The 16182-nt window shown below is 63.0% G+C and carries 16 protein-coding genes; 8 read left to right on the top strand and 8 right to left on the bottom strand.

Annotated features, from left to right (window positions below; translation table 11 throughout):
* Window positions 1–56: 56 nt before the first annotated feature.
* Window positions 57–266, bottom strand: coding sequence for a hypothetical protein (locus ACS3WA_RS07040; RefSeq protein WP_438277821.1), 210 nt, complete (start codon window positions 264–266; stop codon window positions 57–59).
* Between ACS3WA_RS07040 and ACS3WA_RS07035 the strand changes: the two genes are divergently transcribed.
* The 8 genes from ACS3WA_RS07035 to ACS3WA_RS07000 all read left to right on the top strand — a co-directional run bounded on the left by ACS3WA_RS07035 (window position 265) and on the right by ACS3WA_RS07000 (window position 7478).
* Window positions 265–1806, top strand: coding sequence for an ATP-binding protein (locus tag ACS3WA_RS07035; protein ID WP_438277820.1), 1542 nt, complete (start codon window positions 265–267; stop codon window positions 1804–1806). The genes ACS3WA_RS07040 and ACS3WA_RS07035 overlap by 2 nt on opposite strands.
* Before the next feature lie 140 nt (window positions 1807–1946).
* The gene (locus ACS3WA_RS07030) at window positions 1947–2540 is read left to right on the top strand and encodes a peroxidase-related enzyme (RefSeq protein ID WP_438277819.1); all 594 of its coding nucleotides are present in this window, start codon (window positions 1947–1949) and stop codon (window positions 2538–2540) included.
* Between the two features lie 118 nt (window positions 2541–2658).
* On the top strand, window positions 2659–2946 hold the full coding sequence (locus ACS3WA_RS07025; protein ID WP_438277818.1) for a hypothetical protein: 288 nt from the start codon (window positions 2659–2661) through the stop codon (window positions 2944–2946).
* Window positions 2947–3187: 241 nt separating this feature from the next.
* Window positions 3188–3469: an acyl carrier protein gene (locus tag ACS3WA_RS07020; RefSeq protein WP_011510017.1), complete on the top strand. Its 282-nt coding sequence runs from the start codon at window positions 3188–3190 to the stop codon at window positions 3467–3469.
* A 10-nt stretch (window positions 3470–3479) separates the two neighbouring features.
* On the top strand, window positions 3480–3953 hold the full coding sequence (locus ACS3WA_RS07015) for a 3-hydroxyacyl-ACP dehydratase FabZ family protein (protein ID WP_438277817.1): 474 nt from the start codon (window positions 3480–3482) through the stop codon (window positions 3951–3953).
* A complete protein-coding gene (locus ACS3WA_RS07010) occupies window positions 3946–5151 on the top strand; it encodes a beta-ketoacyl-ACP synthase (RefSeq protein ID WP_438277816.1) in 1206 nt (401 codons plus the stop codon). Before ACS3WA_RS07015 ends, ACS3WA_RS07010 begins: the two co-directional genes overlap by 8 nt.
* A gap of 26 nt (window positions 5152–5177) precedes the next feature.
* Window positions 5178–6458 (top strand): beta-ketoacyl-ACP synthase, encoded by a 1281-nt coding sequence (locus ACS3WA_RS07005; protein WP_438277815.1) that lies wholly within the window; start codon window positions 5178–5180, stop codon window positions 6456–6458.
* Window positions 6459–6545: 87 nt separating this feature from the next.
* Entirely contained in the window at window positions 6546–7478 is a 933-nt protein-coding gene (locus ACS3WA_RS07000; protein WP_438277814.1) for a lipid A biosynthesis lauroyl acyltransferase, read from the top strand.
* Window positions 7479–7641: 163 nt separating this feature from the next.
* On the opposite strand, the gene ACS3WA_RS06995 is transcribed toward ACS3WA_RS07000, so the two are convergent.
* The 7 genes from ACS3WA_RS06995 to ACS3WA_RS06965 all read right to left on the bottom strand — a co-directional run bounded on the left by ACS3WA_RS06995 (window position 7642) and on the right by ACS3WA_RS06965 (window position 16179).
* Window positions 7642–8772 carry a polyamine ABC transporter substrate-binding protein gene (locus tag ACS3WA_RS06995; RefSeq protein ID WP_438277813.1) on the bottom strand — a complete coding sequence of 377 codons (1131 nt, stop codon included), beginning with the start codon at window positions 8770–8772 and terminating at the stop codon, window positions 7642–7644.
* 12 nt (window positions 8773–8784) lie between these two features.
* Complete coding sequence (locus tag ACS3WA_RS06990; protein WP_438277812.1) at window positions 8785–9939, bottom strand: aminotransferase; 1155 nt, start codon at window positions 9937–9939, stop codon at window positions 8785–8787.
* A gap of 15 nt (window positions 9940–9954) precedes the next feature.
* Window positions 9955–10314, bottom strand: a complete 360-nt coding sequence (locus ACS3WA_RS06985) for a rhodanese-like domain-containing protein (RefSeq protein WP_438277811.1) — start codon at window positions 10312–10314, stop codon at window positions 9955–9957.
* A 90-nt stretch (window positions 10315–10404) separates the two neighbouring features.
* Window positions 10405–12330, bottom strand: coding sequence for a potassium transporter Kup (locus ACS3WA_RS06980; protein WP_438277810.1), 1926 nt, complete (start codon window positions 12328–12330; stop codon window positions 10405–10407).
* Between the two features lie 128 nt (window positions 12331–12458).
* Window positions 12459–14363 (bottom strand): potassium transporter Kup, encoded by a 1905-nt coding sequence (locus ACS3WA_RS06975; RefSeq protein ID WP_438277809.1) that lies wholly within the window; start codon window positions 14361–14363, stop codon window positions 12459–12461.
* Window positions 14364–14508: 145 nt separating this feature from the next.
* Complete coding sequence (locus ACS3WA_RS06970; protein ID WP_438277808.1) at window positions 14509–15339, bottom strand: flagellar motor protein MotB; 831 nt, start codon at window positions 15337–15339, stop codon at window positions 14509–14511.
* Window positions 15340–15405: 66 nt separating this feature from the next.
* Complete coding sequence (locus tag ACS3WA_RS06965; RefSeq protein ID WP_292610162.1) at window positions 15406–16179, bottom strand: motility protein A; 774 nt, start codon at window positions 16177–16179, stop codon at window positions 15406–15408.
* Between the last annotated feature and the right edge of the window lie 3 nt (window positions 16180–16182).

The following is a 16182-nucleotide window of genomic DNA, read 5'->3' as shown; positions in this document are numbered from 1 at the left end:
TAACTGCATGCGACAGTCGAGGTCGACAGCACAAGAATTGTGATCAGCAAAATGCTTCATACGACTTCCGGCAGTTCGTTCGGACGCGTGATCTCGGTACGCGGATCGCAGGCGCGCGTCGGTATTCTGAAGACCAGCCGGATGTCTCCTGCGGCAGCGCGAGCCACCGTCGGGCGGTCCGTCAGCCTGCGCAGCACGACTTCCACGATCGTCGCCATGATAACCGAGGTTTCCTGCGAGCATCTGCCGTCCTCGGACGAGTTCATGGCAAGCGCCTCCGTCGACCTGCTCGGCGAAATCCTCGACAGCTCCGGTTCCCGCCCCCGATTCCAGCGCGGCGTCACCAACTATCCGGCGATCGACGACCCGGCGGAGCTGATCACGAACCAGGAACTGCGCACCATCTACACACCCAACGGAGCGGATCAGATCGACATCGGCACGCTGCAGCAGGACCGGTCCGTCATAGCCTATGTCGACATCGAGGAAATGCTCAGCAAGCACTTCGCCGTGCTCGGCTCGACCGGCGTCGGCAAGTCGAGCGGCGTTTCGCTGCTCATCAACGAAATCCTGAAATCGCGGCCCAGCCTGCGCATCTTCCTGCTCGACGTTCACAACGAATACGGCAGATGTTTCGGCGAGCGCGCGATCGTGCTCAATCCGCGCAATCTGAAATTACCGTTCTGGCTGTTCAACTTCGAGGAGATCGTCGACGTCCTGTTCGCAGGCCGGCCCGGCGTGCCGGAGGAGCTCGACATCCTCGCCGAGGTGATCCCGATCGCGAAGGGAATCTATACGCAATATCAGCACGCCGACCGCGTCGGCCTCAAGCGCGTCGATCCCAAGAGCGTCGGCTTCACCGCCGATACGCCGGTGCCCTATCGCCTGGTCGACATGATCTCGCTGATCGACGAGCGCATGGGCAAACTCGAGAACCGCTCGTCGCGCATCGTCTACCACAAGCTGATCTCGCGCATCGAAACCGTGCGCAACGATCCCCGCTACGCCTTCATGTTCGACAATGCGAACGTCGGCGGCGATACCATGGCCGAGGTCGTCAGCCTGTTGTTCCGCCTGCCCGCCAACGGCAAGCCGATGACAATCATGCAGCTTGCGGGCTTCCCCGCTGAGGTCGTCGACTCCGTGGTGTCGGTCCTCTGCCGCATGGCATTCGACTTCGGCCTGTGGAGCGACGGCGTCTCGCCGCTGCTGTTCGTCTGCGAGGAAGCCCATCGCTATGCGTCGGCCGACCGCAGCATCGGCTTCGGCCCGACGCGCAAGGCGATTTCCCGCATCGCCAAGGAAGGCCGCAAGTATGGCGTCTATCTTGGCCTGGTGACGCAGCGCCCGGCCGAACTCGACGCCACCATCATTTCCCAATGCAACACGCTGTTCACGATGCGGCTCGCCAACGAGCGCGACCAGGCGCTGCTGCGTTCGGCGGTCTCGGATGCGGCGGCGAACCTGCTCTCGTTCGTGCCCTCGCTCGGAACCCGCGAGGTGCTGGCGTTCGGCGAGGGCGTCGCGCTCCCCACCCGGCTGCGCTTCAAGGAAGTTCCGACGCATCAGTTGCCGCGCAGCGAGGCGACGATTTCGACCGTACCATCGAGCGCCCCCGGCCATGACGCGCAGTTCGTCGACGCCGTTCTGGAACGCTGGCGGGGCGCGACCTCGCATCGCGACGCTCCCAACGACATCGTCTCCCCGGAAAAGCCGGTCCCACGCATGCTGGACGCGCCGATGCTGCAGCCGTCGCTCGGCCTCGATCCGGACCGCTTCACGTTGCTGAAAAGGCCGTTGCGGTAGAGTGCCATGAGATCAAGGGCAGGTCCGCGCTGCTCCGGATGAAAGGCAAAACCGCTTCGGCATCGCCAACGACAGGCCTCGCTTTCAGGCCGGGCTACCATCCTCTATGATCCGCATCTGGATCGAACAGGACGGACCTGATGACGTCGCCAGCCGCCGGACGTTTCCCGATACCCGATCTCGCCACGCTGCCTGACGACGTTCGCGCGCGCATTCTGGCAGTGCAGGAAAAGTCCGGCTTCGTTCCCAACGTCTTCCTGACGCTGGCCTATCGACCCGACGAATTCCGCGCCTTTTTCGCCTACCACGATGCGCTCATGGAAAAAGACGGCGGGCTGACCAAAGCCGAACGCGAAATGATCGTGGTCGCCACCAGCATCGCCAATCAATGTCAGTACTGCGTCGTGGCTCACGGCGCGATCCTTCGCATCCGCGCCAAGAATCCTCAGATCGCCGACCAGATCGCCGCGAATTATCGCAAGGCCGACATCACGCCGCGTCAGAAAGCGATGCTCGATTTTGCGCTGAAGGTCAGCGCCGAGGCGCACAAGGTCAGCGACGCGGACTTTGTGAATCTTGCCGATCGCGGCTTCACGAATGACGACGTCTGGGACATCGCCGCCATTGCCGCGTTTTTCGCACTGTCGAACCGGATGGCGAACCTCACCGACATGCGCCCCAACGACGAGTTTTATCTGATGGGACGGCTGCCAAAGCCACCCGAACCGGCCTGATTGCATCGGACCGCAGGGCTGCATGGGCGGGGTTGTCCACATCGATCCCCGTGACTTTCCAGGTGAGGATCGCGCGCAATGTGCTAAGATCACGCCGGATTCTGCGGAACTGTAACCGATGGGAAAACAGCGACCCAAAATCTCGGACGACGAGCACGTCGTGATCCCGTTCCGGCCGCGCCGCTCTGCAGGATTGCCCGACCGGCGGCCGCCGGCAAATTCCGCCGACGCCGGCTTCCCCGATCGCCCCTCCCGCCATCAACCTGCTTCCGAACAACCGGATGACTTCCGCCACCGGATGCTCGCAAATGCTGCTGCATTCGCCTTCACGGTCGCATTGACCGCAGTGGGACTGTGGCTGGCCGTGAGCATCGCCGCTTTGCGCGGAGTTGGCACCCTGCCCTGAGCGGGACTTCGGGATTGCGCCGCTGATGCAACGCCCGCAAGATGCAAACCAGAATCGGACCACTGGAGCACCCTGATTCGGCTGCGGAATACGGCGTTGCGAGAGGCGCGCGCCATTGAACTCGGGACAGCGCTCCGATATATGGGCACTCGACTCCGCACGATGGGCTGGCCGATGCGGAGCCGGCGCCGCCGTCGAACGCCGGTACGACATTTATCTCCAATCTATCAAAGGTTTAAAGATGTCTTCCACATTCGATCGGGTCGCCACCATCATCGCGGAAACCTGCGACATTCCACGCGATACGATCACGCCCGAGAGCCACGCCATCGACGACCTGGGGATCGACAGCCTGGATTTCCTCGACATCGCCTTTGCGATCGACAAGGCGTTCGGTATCAAGCTGCCGCTGGAGAAGTGGACTCAGGAGGTCAATGACGGCAAGGCGACGACCGAACAATACTTCGTCCTGAAAAATCTCAGCGCGCGCATCGACGAGTTGGTCGCCGCCAAGGGCGCCTAATCGCGCGGCCATGGATCTCGCCTACTTTCACCTGATCGACCGCATTGCCGACCTCGATATAGGCAGGAAAACGATCGCGGTTGAGGCCCAGGTGCCTCAGCAAAGCACGGTCTTCGAGGGTCACTTCCCCGGATATCCACTGATGCCGGGCGTTCTGCTGATCGAGTCGATGGCGCAGGCGTCGGGCTGGTTGCTGATCGCGCTGATGAAGTTCGAGCGCATGCCATTCCTCGCCGCGGTCAAGGAAGCAAAAATGCGAACGTTTGTGACTCCCGGCGAACTCCTGAACGTCGAGGCAAATGTCGTTCACGAAGGGTCCGGCTACGCCGTGACCCAGGCCAAAGTCAGCGTCGGCGGCAAACCGCGGTGCAACGCGACGATCACGTTCGGCATCGCCGCCTTCCCGAACGCGGATTTGCGCGGCCACATGGAGGCCATGGCTGGCCGCATCGGATTTCCGCAGCAGATGATCGCGCATGGCTGAGACATCATCGCGCTCCAAGCCGATCGAAGCCTGGATCACCGGCATCGGTCTTGCCACCTCGCTCGGCGAGGGTCTCGACGCGCATTGGGACGCGTTGAGCCAGCGTCGGATCAACGCCGACGAGAAGGGCTTCGCGCCTTACGTCGTTCATCCGCTGGCGCCCGTCAACTTCGACGCGCAGATTCCGAAAAAGGGCGACCAGCGCCAGATGGAGGCTTGGCAACGCATCGGCACATACGCGGCCGGACTGGCGCTGGATTCCGCCGGCGTCAAAGGCAACACGGATATCCTGTCGCGAATGGACATGATCGTCGCCGCCGGCGGCGGCGAACGCGACCTCGTCGTCGACGCCGGAATTCTGAACGCCGAGGCCAAGGGCAACGCCGCGCCCGGCTTTCTCAACGAACGGCTGATGAACGAGTTGAGGCCGACGCTCTTTCTGGCGCAACTGTCCAACCTTCTCGCCGGCAACATCGCCATCGTCCACGGCGTGACCGGCTCGTCGCGCACCTTCATGGGCGAGGAAGCCGCCGGCGTCGATGCGGTGCGCATCGCGCTGGCTCGGATCGCCGCCGGCCAGAGTGACATCGCGCTCGTCGGCGCCGCTCACAATGGCGAGCGCAAGGACCTGCTCCTGCTCTACGAATTCGGCGACTTCAACCTGAAGGAAAAATTCGCACCGGTCTGGATGCGTAAGCAGAGCAGCGGGTTCGCGCTCGGATCCGGCGGCGCTTTTCTGGTGATCGAATCCCGCGCCCATGCCGAAGCCCGCGGCGCGAAGCCGTTTGCGCGCCTGACCAGCATCGTCGCCGACCATGCACGGCGCAAACGCCCGGGCGAGGTCACCTCGACGCTGGAATCGTTGTGGTCCAAGCTCGGCAACCCCACGGAAGCGACCGCGATCATCACCGGCGCCACCGGCGCCGAGCCGGTTACCTCCGAAGAGCGCGCCTTCCTTCGCGCCCATCCGGACATTCCGGTCCGCGCCACCGGAACGATGTTCGGCCACACCCTGGAGGCGCAGTTTCCGCTCGGACTGGCGGTCGCCGCGTTGTCGCTGTCGCGCGGAACGTTGTTCGCGCCGGACGATTCATCGGATCAGGAGATTGATATGGCCGCGCCGCCGGCCCAGATTGTCGTGATCGGAGCCGGTCACTGGCGCGGCGAAGGCATGGCGCTGGTCGAAGCGATCCGCTGAACCGGGCTCATTCGACGGGGGAAAACATGACCGCAATGCGCGATAAATCCGGCAGACCCGTCGTCGTCGTCACCGGCATGGGCGTCGTGACGTCTCTCGGCGCGGGCAAAGCCGACAACTGGGCCAGGCTGTGCGCAGGCGAATCCGGCATCAGGACCATCACCCGCTTCCCGACCGAGGGCCTGAGAACCACGATGGCTGGCGCCGTCGATTTCGTTCCCGTCGAACCGTTCTCCTCGACCGACCTCTCGGAGCGTCTCGCGGACCTTGCGACCGAGGAGGCCGTCGCGCAGGCGGGCATCGGACGCGCCGGCGATTTTCCGGGCCCGCTGTTTCTTGCCGTCGCTCCGGTCGAACTCGAATGGCCGCAGCGTCACGAACTCGGCCGCGTCATCGGTACGGATACCGAGATCGACTACGACCAGATGCTGCGGGTCAGCGGCGGCGGCGCATTCAAGACGTATCACCGCCGTTTCCTGTTCGGCTCCGTCGCCGATCATCTCGCCGAAACCTTCGGCACCAAGGGCTCGCCCATATCACTCTCGACGGCTTGCGCATCTGGAGCGACCGCAATTCAACTCGGCGTCGAAGCGATCCGCCGCGGCGAAGCCGACGCTGCGCTATGCGTCGCAACCGACGGCTCGGTCAATCCCGAAGCGCTGATCCGGTTCTCGCTGCTGTCGGCACTGTCGACGCACAACGATCCTCCGCACGCCGCGGTCCGGCCGTTCGCCAAAAACCGCGACGGCTTCGTGATGGCCGAGGGCGCGGGCGCGCTGGTTCTCGAAAACTATGAAGCGGCGACCGCGCGCGGCGCGAAGATCCTCGGAATCATGGCGGGATGCGGCGAACTGGCGGACTCGTTCCACCGCACGCGCTCGAGTCCCGACGGCAAGCCGATCATCGGATGCGTCCGCAATGCGCTGGCGGATGCCGGCGTGACCATCGAGCAGATCGACTACATCAATGCGCACGGTACCGGCACGCCGGAAAACGACAAGATGGAATATCTCGGCATCTCGTCCGTGTTCGGCGAGCGCGCCAAGCAGATCCCGGTTTCATCGAACAAATCCATGGTCGGACACACCCTCTCGGCGGCGGGCGCCGTCGAAGCGGTGTTCTCGCTCCTGACGCTGGAGCATCAGCGCATTCCGCCGACCATCAACTATGATGTGCCGGACCCGGCGATCCCGTTCGATGTCGTTCCCAACGCGGCCCGCGATGCGCGCGTCACCACGGTGATGTCGAACTCGTTCGGTTTCGGCGGTCAGAACGCGTCGCTGATCCTGACGCGCGAACCGGTCTGACGGCGCGGTGCGGCGGATCCTTGCCTGGTGTGCTGACGTCCTGGCGCGTCCAAAGCGCCCGCCGAGCATCATCGCGATCGTTTCCTGATGCGCCGCCTCCTGCTTCGAACCCGCGCGCGGCTGCGCGACGCGATCAAACCCGTGGGCGCAGCCATGATCGGGACACTGACGATCGCCCTGTTGCGCACGACGCGTTATTTCGACCCGATCAAGACAGCGAACCTGTTCGGCCGCATCACGCAGAAGATCGGACCGATGCTGCGCGAGCAGAAGATCGGTCGCGCCAACCTGGCCGCTGCGTTCCCCGAAAAGTCGCCGGAGGAGATCGAGACCATACTCGCTGGGGTGTGGGACAATCTCGGACGCATCGGCGCGGAGTTCGCCCATCTCGATCACATCTGGGATCTTGATCCTGAGCGCCTTGGAAACGGCCGCATCGAAATCGAACCAAAGAGCCAGAAGCTGTTTGAGCGGCTGCGCGACGACGGCAAGCCCGCGCTGATCTTCGCAAGCCATCTCGGCAACTGGGAACTCCCGGCTGTCGCCGCCGTCGCACACGGACTCGACGCGGCGGTGCTGTATCGCAGGCCCAATATCGCATCGGCCGACCGCGTGATCGAGCAGATGCGCTCGGTCAACATGGGCACGCTGATCCCGGCCGGCCGCGACGCCCCGTTCAAGCTGGCGCACGCGCTGCAAAGCGGCCAGCACGTCGCCATGCTGGTCGACCAGTACCTGACAAACGGCGTCGACGTCACGTTCTTCGGACGCAAGACCAAGGCTAACCCGATGCTGGCGCGCCTGCTGCGGCAGATCGAATGTCCGATCCACGGCGTGCGCATCATCCGCCTGCCCGGCCATCGCTTCCGCGCCGAACTGTCTGAGGAGATCGCGCCGGTGCGCGATGCGAACGGCGACATCGATGTGCAGGGCACGATGCAGGCTGTCACCTCGGTGATCGAAGGCTGGATCCGCGAATATCCGGATCAATGGCTGTGGCTGCACCGCCGCTGGCGGTAGAGCACAAACCGATCTGGTTGAATCGTGCCGCGCATCGTCATGCCCGCACTTGTTGCGGGCATTCACGTCTTGGCATCGGTTCTACGAAAAAGACGGGGATGGCCGGGACGAGGCCGGGCCATGACGGATCAGAATCGCGGTCATCTCGTCGTCGTGGCGGCGCTCACCGCCCGGTCTTTACCCGTGTCCAGAGCCGGTTGATCATGCGCTGGGTGGCGGGGTTGCGCGCGGTGATGACGAACAGCCGCTTCATCGTGGCCTCGTCTGGATAGATCGTCTTGTCGTTGAAGATTTTCGGATCAATCAACTTCTGGCTCGCCAGATTGCCATTGGCATACGACAGGAAATCGGAATTCTTCGCCGCCACGTCGGGCCGATAGAGGTAGTTGATCAGCTCATAGGCCTCCGTGACGTTCTTCGCATCCGCCGGGATCGCGAGATTGTCGAAGAACATCTGCGCACCCTCTTTCGGAATCGCATAACCGATCTCGACGCCGTTTTTGGTTTCGGCCGCGCGGCTCTGCGCCTGCTTGATATCGCCGGACCAACCGACGACGAGGCAGATCTCGCCGGTGGCGAGGCTGTTCAGATATTCCGAGGAATGAAACTTCCTGACAAAGGGCGTCACCTTGCTGACAAGGGCAGCCGCGCGTTCAAGATCGGCGGATGCGATGGAATTCGGATCGAGGCCGAGATAGTTCAATGCCGCCGGCAGGATATCGTCGGCGGAATCGAGCATCTGGACGCCGCAATCCTTGAACCTCTCGAGCTTGTCCGGATCGAAGACGATATCCCAGCTATCGATCTTGCCCCCGGGTCCAAGGATGCGCTGCACGGCTTTGACGTTGTAGCCGATGCCGGTCGTTCCCCACATGTAGTTCGCGGCGTATCGGTTGCCGGGATCGTAGACCGCGAGTTTCGCCGTCACCGCCGGCCACGCATTGGCGAGATTCGGCAGCTTCGATTTGTCGAGCTTCTGAAAAATATTCGCGCCAATCTGTCGCTGCAGGAAATAGGCCGTGGGCACCACCACGTCGTAGCCCGACTTGCCGGCGAGGAGTCGCGTCTCCAGCGTCTCGTTGGCGTCGAACGTGTCGTAAACCACCTTGATGCCGGTCTCCCTGGTGAAGTCATCGAGCACGCCTGGCGCGATGTAGCTCGACCAGTTGTAGAAATTCACCACCCGATCGGCCGCGTGCGCGCGCGACGATACCGCGCCGAAACCGAGTGCGAACGCAGCGGCAATCCAAAGCGATGTGTATCGAGAAAGCCATATGTGTCGATTCGGAATCATCGCTGCACCGTCCTAAAGAGCGTGCACGGCGTCGGACAAACGCTCCAGCGCGCTGTCGAGCGTGGCGTCGGTCTTGGCGAAACAGAATCGCACGACCGAGGTGACCGCATCCTGTTCGTAGAACGCCGATACCGGGATCGCCGCGACCTTGTGGTCGGTCACGATGCGTCTGCAAAACGCTTCGTCGGTTTCATTGAGGCCGAGCGGCGCGAGATCGACCGTCAGGAAATAGGTTCCTTGCGAGGCCAGCACCGGAAATCCGATGTCCTCGAGCCCGCGTGTCAGACGATCGCGGCGGCGCGCCAGATCGCTGCGCATTGCGAGAAAGAAATCATCCGGCTTGGCAAGGCCATGGGCGACCGCGGCCTGAAGGTTGGGCGGCGTCGTGAAGGTCAGAAACTGATGCACCTTCGCGGTCACTTTCAGCAGTGGCGGCGCGGCGCAGACGAACCCGACCTTCCAGCCCGTCAGCGAAAATATCTTTCCGGCCGAGCCGATCTTGATGGTGCGCTCGCGCATTCCGGGAATCGTGATCAGCGGGATATGGTCGCGGCCGTCGAAGACGACGTGCTCCCAGACCTCGTCGCAGATCGCGACCGCGTCGAACTCCTGGCAAAATCGCGCCAGCAATTCCAGGTCCTCGCGCGGATAGACCACCGCGGCCGGATTGAGCGGATTGTTGAAGACAACCGCTTTCGTGTTGGGCGTGAAGGCGGCGCGAAGCGCGTCTTCCGTCAATCGCCAGTGCGGCGGCTCCAGCCGCACCAGCCGCGGAATTCCTCCGGCCTGCCTGATGATCGGAAGATAGGAGTCATACACCGGCTGAAAGACGATGACCTCGTCGCCGGGCTCGACCGTGGCGAGGATGGCGGCGGTCAGCGCCTCGGTGCCGCCCGAGGTGACCATGACCTCGCTCGCCGGATCGAGCGACAAGCGGTGCCAGTGCCCGTAATGCGTGGCGATCGCCTGCCGCAACTGCGGAATTCCCATCATCGACGGATACTGGTTGTAGCCGTCGAGAACGGCCTCGGCCGCCGCGCGCCGGATATCCTCCGGACCCGGATCGTCGGGAAAACCCTGCCCGAGGTTGATGGCATCGTTGTCGCGCGCGAGTTGCGACATCGTCTCGAAGATCGTGACTGGAAGGCCCGCGAAGACCTTGTTCATCGAAAGCGTCAAATCTCAACCGCCGCTTCGCGTCGGCAGCCCTACCGCTTTCCACCCCAGAATCCCGCCGGCGAGATGCTTGTCATAGGCAAGGCCGTCAGCCTGCGCCATCATCGACGCCGTTACCGAACGTTTGCCCGAGCGGCAGGCGAACACCACCTGCTTGCCTTGCGGATCGGGGATAGCCTTGGGATCGAAGGCCGACAGGGCAACGACGGCCGCGTCCGGAAAGGCCTCCGCCGCGACCTCGTTGGGCTCGCGGACGTCAACCAGCAGATAGCGTCCTTCGGCCACGCCCTTCGAGACCTCTTCCGGCGTCAGGTCGTGAACGACAAAATTCTGATCCGCCAACGCAACCTCCTCGCGCTTTTGCATTCAGACGCGCGCTCCAGTTCGAAACCGCCGGCCCCGCTCGTCCAGCCGTCAAGGTCGCCCCTTGGGCCGATAAAATCAAGCGCCACCCACCTAAATGCTGATTTGCGTACCCACCTCGACGACGCGCCCGGTCGGAATCTGGAAGTAATCGGTCGCATCGTTGGCTGAGCGGCTCAGCGCGAGGAACAGGCGGTCCTGCCAGAGCGGCATCGCGGAGCGTGCCGCCGGTTTGAGTGTGCGTCGCGACAGGAAGAACGAGGTCGCCATGATATCGAACTGCCAGCCGAGTTTCCGCGCGATGGCGAGCGCCTTCGGCACGTTGGGACTTTCCATGAAGCCGAAGCGTAGCGTCACGCGCGAAAACGTGGCGCTGATCTGCTCCAGCCGCACCCGGTCGCTTGGCTCGATACGCGGCGTCTGCGCTGTCTCGATGGTGAGAATGACGTTCTTCTCGTGAAGCACCTTGTAGTGCTTCAGACTATGCATCAGCGCGGCGGGAGCAAAACCCGGGTCGCTGGTCAGAAACACGGCGGTCCCGGGCACCCGGTGCGGCGGCCGCTTTTCCAGCATCTCCACCAGTTCGAGCAGCGGAAATTCGAGCTTGCGGGATTTCTCGAACAAGAGCCGGCTGCCGCGGCGCCAGGTATACATCAGCAGCATCACCGCCCCGCCAAGCGCGAGCGGCATCCAGCCGCCCTCGAAGACCTTCAGCAGATTTGCCGAGAGGAACGTGAGATCGAGCAGCAGGAACGGCGCGATCAGCGCGGCGGCCGCGAGCGCCGGCCAGTTCCAGACCTTCCAGATGACGACGAATCCCATCATCGCGGTAACGACCATCGTTCCCGTGACGGAAATGCCATAGGCGGAGGCCAGCGCGCTTGAGGACCGGAACAGCAGCACCAGCAGCACGACGCTGACGACGAGCATCATGTTGACGCGAGGCATGTAGATCTGTCCGGAGTGCTCTTCCGAGGTGTGACGGATTTCAAATCGCGGGAACAGCCCGAGCTGGGTCGCCTGACGCGTCAGCGAATAGGCGCCGGTGATGACGGCCTGGCTTGCGATCACCGTCGCGATCGTGGCCATGAACACGACCGGCACGAGCGACCACGCCGGAAACAGCAGAAAGAAAGGATTTTCGATCGTTTCAGGATGGGCGATCACCAGCGCCCCTTGTCCGAGATAGTTCAGCACGAGCGAGGGCAGCACGATCGCGAGCCAGGCGGTCTGAATCGGCCGTTTGCCGAAATGACCGAGATCGGCATAAAGCGCCTCTGCCCCGGTGACCGCCAGAAACACGGCGCCCAGCGTGACGAACCCGATGATGCCATGATGAAGCATGAAGCCGATGGCATAAAGCGGATTGAAGGCCAGCAGAACCTCGGGATGTTGTGCGACCTGTGGAATGGCGACTGCCGCGATCATCACGAACCAGACGCACATCACGGGCCCGAAGAAGGCAGCGACGCGCGCCGTTCCCCGCGACTGAACCGCAAACAGCGCCAGCAGGATCACCACGGTGATCGGGACGACATAGTGGTCCAGCGCCGAGGTGGTCAGCTTGATGCCTTCGATGGCCGACAGCACCGAAAGCGCCGGCGTAATCACGGCATCCCCGTAGAACAGCGCGCCGCCGATGATGCCGAGCAGCACGATGACAGCCCCGCTCCGGCTCGCGGCGCGTTGCGCCAGCGCCATCAGCGCCAGGATTCCACCCTCGCCGTGGTTGTCCGCTCGCAACAGGATCAGGACGTATTTCAGCGTCACCACCACGATGAGCGCCCAGAGGATCAGCGAGAGCACGCCCAGCACGGCGCCGGGGTCGGCTCCCTTTCGTGCCGCACCGGCGGCAACGACCGCCTCCCGCAGCGCGTAAAGCGGGCTGGTGCCGATGTCGCCGTAGACTACCCCGATGCTGCCCAGCATCAGCGCCTGGAACCCGGCCGTGGAATGGGCGTCACCGGATCCATTCGCCGCCGGCATCGCCGAGGCTGAACTTGCACCGTCGCTTGTCATGGATGAGACCTCGAGGTCCTTGCGCTGCAGCATGCGAAGCGCCGGGCTTATAAGTCCGCGCCATCACGCATGACATATCCTGATTTCAGACCTCTGCTATGCGAGAAACGCATGAAGCAGCATGGAGATCAAATTATGACCTGCGTACCCACCTCGACGACCCGCCCGGTCGGAATCTGGAAGTAATCCGTCGCATCGTTGGCCGACCGGCTCAGCGCGATGAACAGGCGATCCTGCCAGAGCGGCATACCCGAATGCGCGGATGGCTTCAGCGACCGCCGCGAGACGAAAAACGACGTCGCCATGATGTCGAACTGCCAGCCGAGCTTGCGCGCGATCGCCAGCCCCTTCGGAACATTGGGCGATTCCATGAAACCGAAGCGGAGGCTGACGGTCGAGAACTTCTCGCTGATCGTTTCCATGCGAACCCGATCGCCGGGATCGACGCGCGGCGTCTGCGCGGTTTCGATGGTGAGGATGACATTGTGCTCGTGAAGAACCTTGTTGTGCTTGAGATTGTGCAGCAACGCGGTCGGCACAAAATTCGGATCGCTGGTCAGAAACACCGCCGTACCCTTGACGATATGCGGCGGCCGCTTTTCCAGACTCTTGATGAGATCGAGCAGCGGCACTTCGGTGCGCCGGGTCTTCTTGACAAGGATGGCCGTACCGCGGCGCCACGTCCATATCAGCACCACCATGGTGAAGCCGAACAGAAGCGGCACCCAGGCGCCGTCCAGCAGCTTGAGAAGATTGGCGCTGAAAAACATCATGTCGACGGCGACAAGCGGAACGACCAGGGCGGCGGCCGTCGCCGCCCGCCAGTTCCACAGCTTCCAGATGACGACAAAACCCATGATGCCATCGGCGACCATCGTCGTTGACACCGCAATCCCGTAGGCCGATGCGAGCCCGCTCGAGGTGCGGAACAGCAGCACCAGCAACAGCACGCCGATCAGCAGCAGCAAGTTGACACGCGGCAGATAGATCTGGCCGGCATGGGTCTCGGAGGTGTAGCGGACCTCGAAACGCGGCAACAGACCGAGTTGCACGGCCTGACGAATGAGCGAATAGGCGCCGGTGATGACGGCCTGGCTGGCGATCACTGTGGCCGCGGTCGCCAGCACGATCAGCGGCAGAAGCAGCGGCGCAGGCGCCAGGCGGTAGAAGGTGTTCTCGATCGCGTCGGGATGGGCGAGAATCAGCGCGCCCTGCCCGAAATAGTTCAGCAGCAATGCCGGCAGCACCAGACAGAACCACGCGGCTTGAATGGGTTTGCGGCCGAAATGGCCAAGGTCGGCATACAGCGCCTCGCCGCCCGTGACCGACAGAAAAACCAGCCCCATGATAACGAGGCCGATCAGGCCATGGTTGAGCAGGAAGTGAATGGCGTGCCAGGGATTGACCGCCAACAGCACGCTCGGGTCTTCGTGGATGTGCAGGACGCCAAGGACCGCGATGGTCACGAACCACAGCGCCATCACCGGAGCAAATGCCGAGGCGACACGCGCGGTGCCGCGACTCTGCAGCGCGAACAGCATGACCAGGATCAGCATCGTCAGCGGGACGACGTAATGGTCGAGCCCGGGCGTCGCGAGCTTCAATCCTTCGACCGCGGAGAGCACCGAGATCGCCGGCGTGATCATGGAGTCGCCGATGAACATCGAAGCGCCGACCACGCCCAGCGCCAGCAGGAGCACGCTTCGCCGCCCCAGCGCCCGCTGCCCGAGCGCCATCAGCGAGAGCGTCCCGCCCTCTCCGTTGTTGTCGGCGCGCAGCAGCAGGAGAACGTACTTGGCGGTGACGACGATGAACAGCGACCACAGGATCAATGACAGCACGCCGAGCACGATCACCGGCGTCACCGTTCCCTGCTGCGCGGCATGATTGACGGCCTCGCGAAACGCATACAAGGGCGAGGTCCCGATATCGCCAAAGACCACACCGATGCTTCCGAGCGTCAGCGGCCAGAAACCGGTCGTCTTGGCCGAAGCCTCGCCAGTGGCTTCGGCGGGTGGATCGCTGACGGCCATGGTCTCTTGCAACGCTCTGGTGATGGTTTCGATCCGGGGCTATCGCCCACAAGCACCGGCCCGTCAATCCGAGGAATAGCATTGACAGATCGGCCATATCGGTCTGGCAGCGGTCCCGCTTACGGTAAAATAATACTTCAGAAAATCAAGGCTTCAGATTCGGAGGCAACGGAGGCGCCTCGCGCATCAGGGTGATGGTCACGCGCCGGTTCGCCGCCAGCGAAGGATCGTCCGGAAACAGAGGCATGCTGTCCGATTTGCCCGACACCGCGAAGATGTGGCTCGGCGGCAAGCCCTCCCGCTCCAGGATCTGGCGAACGGCATTGGCGCGGTCGGCAGAGAGGTCGAAGCCGTCATAATCGCTGTGCGAGGGCACGAAGCTCGATGAGGTGTGGCCGGTGATCGAAATCCGCAAAGGCGTCGCCTTGAGCGGAGCCGCGAGTTTCCTGATCAGCATGCGCGTGCGTTCGTAAGGCTCCTTGGACCCGTCCGCGAACATCGAACGGCCGTCCTGGTCGACGATCTCCAGGTTGAGGCCTTCCTTGGTCTCCTCGAACATGATGTGCTTGGAAAGCTCGGTCAGCTCGGGCATGTCCTGCAGCGCCTGCCGCAGCGACGCGGATGCGAGCGCGAACTCGCGATCCGTCTCGAGGCGCGCGCCGGCGGTCTTGGACCGCTCCTGCTCGTTGGGGGTCGGAGTGGTGGAAGTTTCCTCCGGCGGGACGTGCGCAGCGTTCTTCAATTTCGGCCGCGTCGGCAGGCCGTCCGATTCGACGATTCCGGAATATCGCACCTCGGTCTGGGAGCCGAAGGCGTCGCGCATCGAGCCGGCGACGATCTTGAGTTTTTGATTGTCCATCGTGGAGAACGCGACGAGCATCACGAAGAAGCTCATCATCAAGCCCATCAGATCGGCGAACGTGACGAACCAGCCGTGCCCTCCGCCATGCGCATCGCCGCGTTTTTTCTTGGCCATCGCTCAATCCCCGACTCACGCGTATTCCGCAAAAGCGGCTACCGGTTTGCGATCAGAGCCGTCAGATCACGCAGGAACCGGTTCGCCCTCTTCCTGACGATGCTTCTCCGGCAGATAGGCCAGCAGCATTTCGCGCACCAGCGCGGGACTCTTGGAATCCCGGATCATCAGGATGCCGTCGATGATCAAGGTGCGATTGGTTTCCTCGTCGAGCAGCTTGCCGTGCAGCTTGTCCGCGATCGGAAGACAGAACAGGTTGGCGACCAGCGCGCCGTAGAGCGTTGCGAGCAGCGCGGTCGCCATGAACGGACCGAGCTTGGAGGGATCGGTCATGTTGGCGAACATCTGCACCATGCCGATCAGCGTGCCGATCATGCCGAACGCCGGAGCGCAGTCGCCGATGGCGCGGTAGATCTTGCTTCCCTCGTCGAGGTGCATGAGGAAATTGTCGCGGTCGCGCTCAAGATTGTCGCGGATGAATTCGAGATCGTAGCCGTCCGCGACGAAACGAATTCCCTTGGCCAGAAACGGTTCGTTGGTCTCGACTTTTTCGAGACCCACCGGTCCCTGCTTGCGGGCGATTTCGGCGATCCGCGCCAGTTCGTCGACAAGGTCGCGCGCCGATAGCCGGCTCATGGTGAAGGCGAACTTGGCGCCGAGCGGGAGGCCGTGGAGAATCGCGCCGAGCGGAAAGCGGATCATGGTGGCGGCGGTCGCACCACCGAAGATGATGATCATGGCGTGTTCGCTGACGAACATATGGAGATCGCCGCCCATAAAGACCATCACGGCGACTACGAGCATGCCGAAAGCAAGTCCGGCACCCGTCATGATATCCATGGG

The sequence above is a fragment of the Nitrobacter sp. genome (genome assembly GCF_051535235.1).
Lineage (GTDB): Bacteria > Pseudomonadota > Alphaproteobacteria > Rhizobiales > Xanthobacteraceae > Nitrobacter.
This window is presented reverse-complemented; position numbering and strand designations above follow the sequence as displayed.

What these genes read in the sequence shown, in the direction of transcription:
- ACS3WA_RS07010 (WP_438277816.1), top strand. Translation starts at nt 3,946, where the DNA reads ATGGCTGAGACATCATCGCGCTCCAAGCCGATCGAAGCCTGGATCACC.
- ACS3WA_RS07030 (WP_438277819.1), top strand. Translation starts at nt 1,947, where the DNA reads ATGACGTCGCCAGCCGCCGGACGTTTCCCGATACCCGATCTCGCCACG.
- ACS3WA_RS07040 (WP_438277821.1), bottom strand. Translation starts at nt 266, where the DNA reads ATGAACTCGTCCGAGGACGGCAGATGCTCGCAGGAAACCTCGGTTATC.
- ACS3WA_RS06965 (WP_292610162.1), bottom strand. Translation starts at nt 16,179, where the DNA reads ATGGATATCATGACGGGTGCCGGACTTGCTTTCGGCATGCTCGTAGTC.
- ACS3WA_RS07035 (WP_438277820.1), top strand. Translation starts at nt 265, where the DNA reads ATGGCAAGCGCCTCCGTCGACCTGCTCGGCGAAATCCTCGACAGCTCC.
- ACS3WA_RS06990 (WP_438277812.1), bottom strand. Translation starts at nt 9,939, where the DNA reads ATGAACAAGGTCTTCGCGGGCCTTCCAGTCACGATCTTCGAGACGATG.
- ACS3WA_RS07005 (WP_438277815.1), top strand. Translation starts at nt 5,178, where the DNA reads ATGACCGCAATGCGCGATAAATCCGGCAGACCCGTCGTCGTCGTCACC.
- ACS3WA_RS06995 (WP_438277813.1), bottom strand. Translation starts at nt 8,772, where the DNA reads ATGATTCCGAATCGACACATATGGCTTTCTCGATACACATCGCTTTGG.
- ACS3WA_RS06970 (WP_438277808.1), bottom strand. Translation starts at nt 15,339, where the DNA reads ATGGCCAAGAAAAAACGCGGCGATGCGCATGGCGGAGGGCACGGCTGG.
- ACS3WA_RS07025 (WP_438277818.1), top strand. Translation starts at nt 2,659, where the DNA reads ATGGGAAAACAGCGACCCAAAATCTCGGACGACGAGCACGTCGTGATC.
- ACS3WA_RS06980 (WP_438277810.1), bottom strand. Translation starts at nt 12,330, where the DNA reads ATGACAAGCGACGGTGCAAGTTCAGCCTCGGCGATGCCGGCGGCGAAT.
- ACS3WA_RS07000 (WP_438277814.1), top strand. Translation starts at nt 6,546, where the DNA reads ATGCGCCGCCTCCTGCTTCGAACCCGCGCGCGGCTGCGCGACGCGATC.
- ACS3WA_RS06975 (WP_438277809.1), bottom strand. Translation starts at nt 14,363, where the DNA reads ATGGCCGTCAGCGATCCACCCGCCGAAGCCACTGGCGAGGCTTCGGCC.
- ACS3WA_RS07015 (WP_438277817.1), top strand. Translation starts at nt 3,480, where the DNA reads ATGGATCTCGCCTACTTTCACCTGATCGACCGCATTGCCGACCTCGAT.
- ACS3WA_RS07020 (WP_011510017.1), top strand. Translation starts at nt 3,188, where the DNA reads ATGTCTTCCACATTCGATCGGGTCGCCACCATCATCGCGGAAACCTGC.
- ACS3WA_RS06985 (WP_438277811.1), bottom strand. Translation starts at nt 10,314, where the DNA reads ATGCAAAAGCGCGAGGAGGTTGCGTTGGCGGATCAGAATTTTGTCGTT.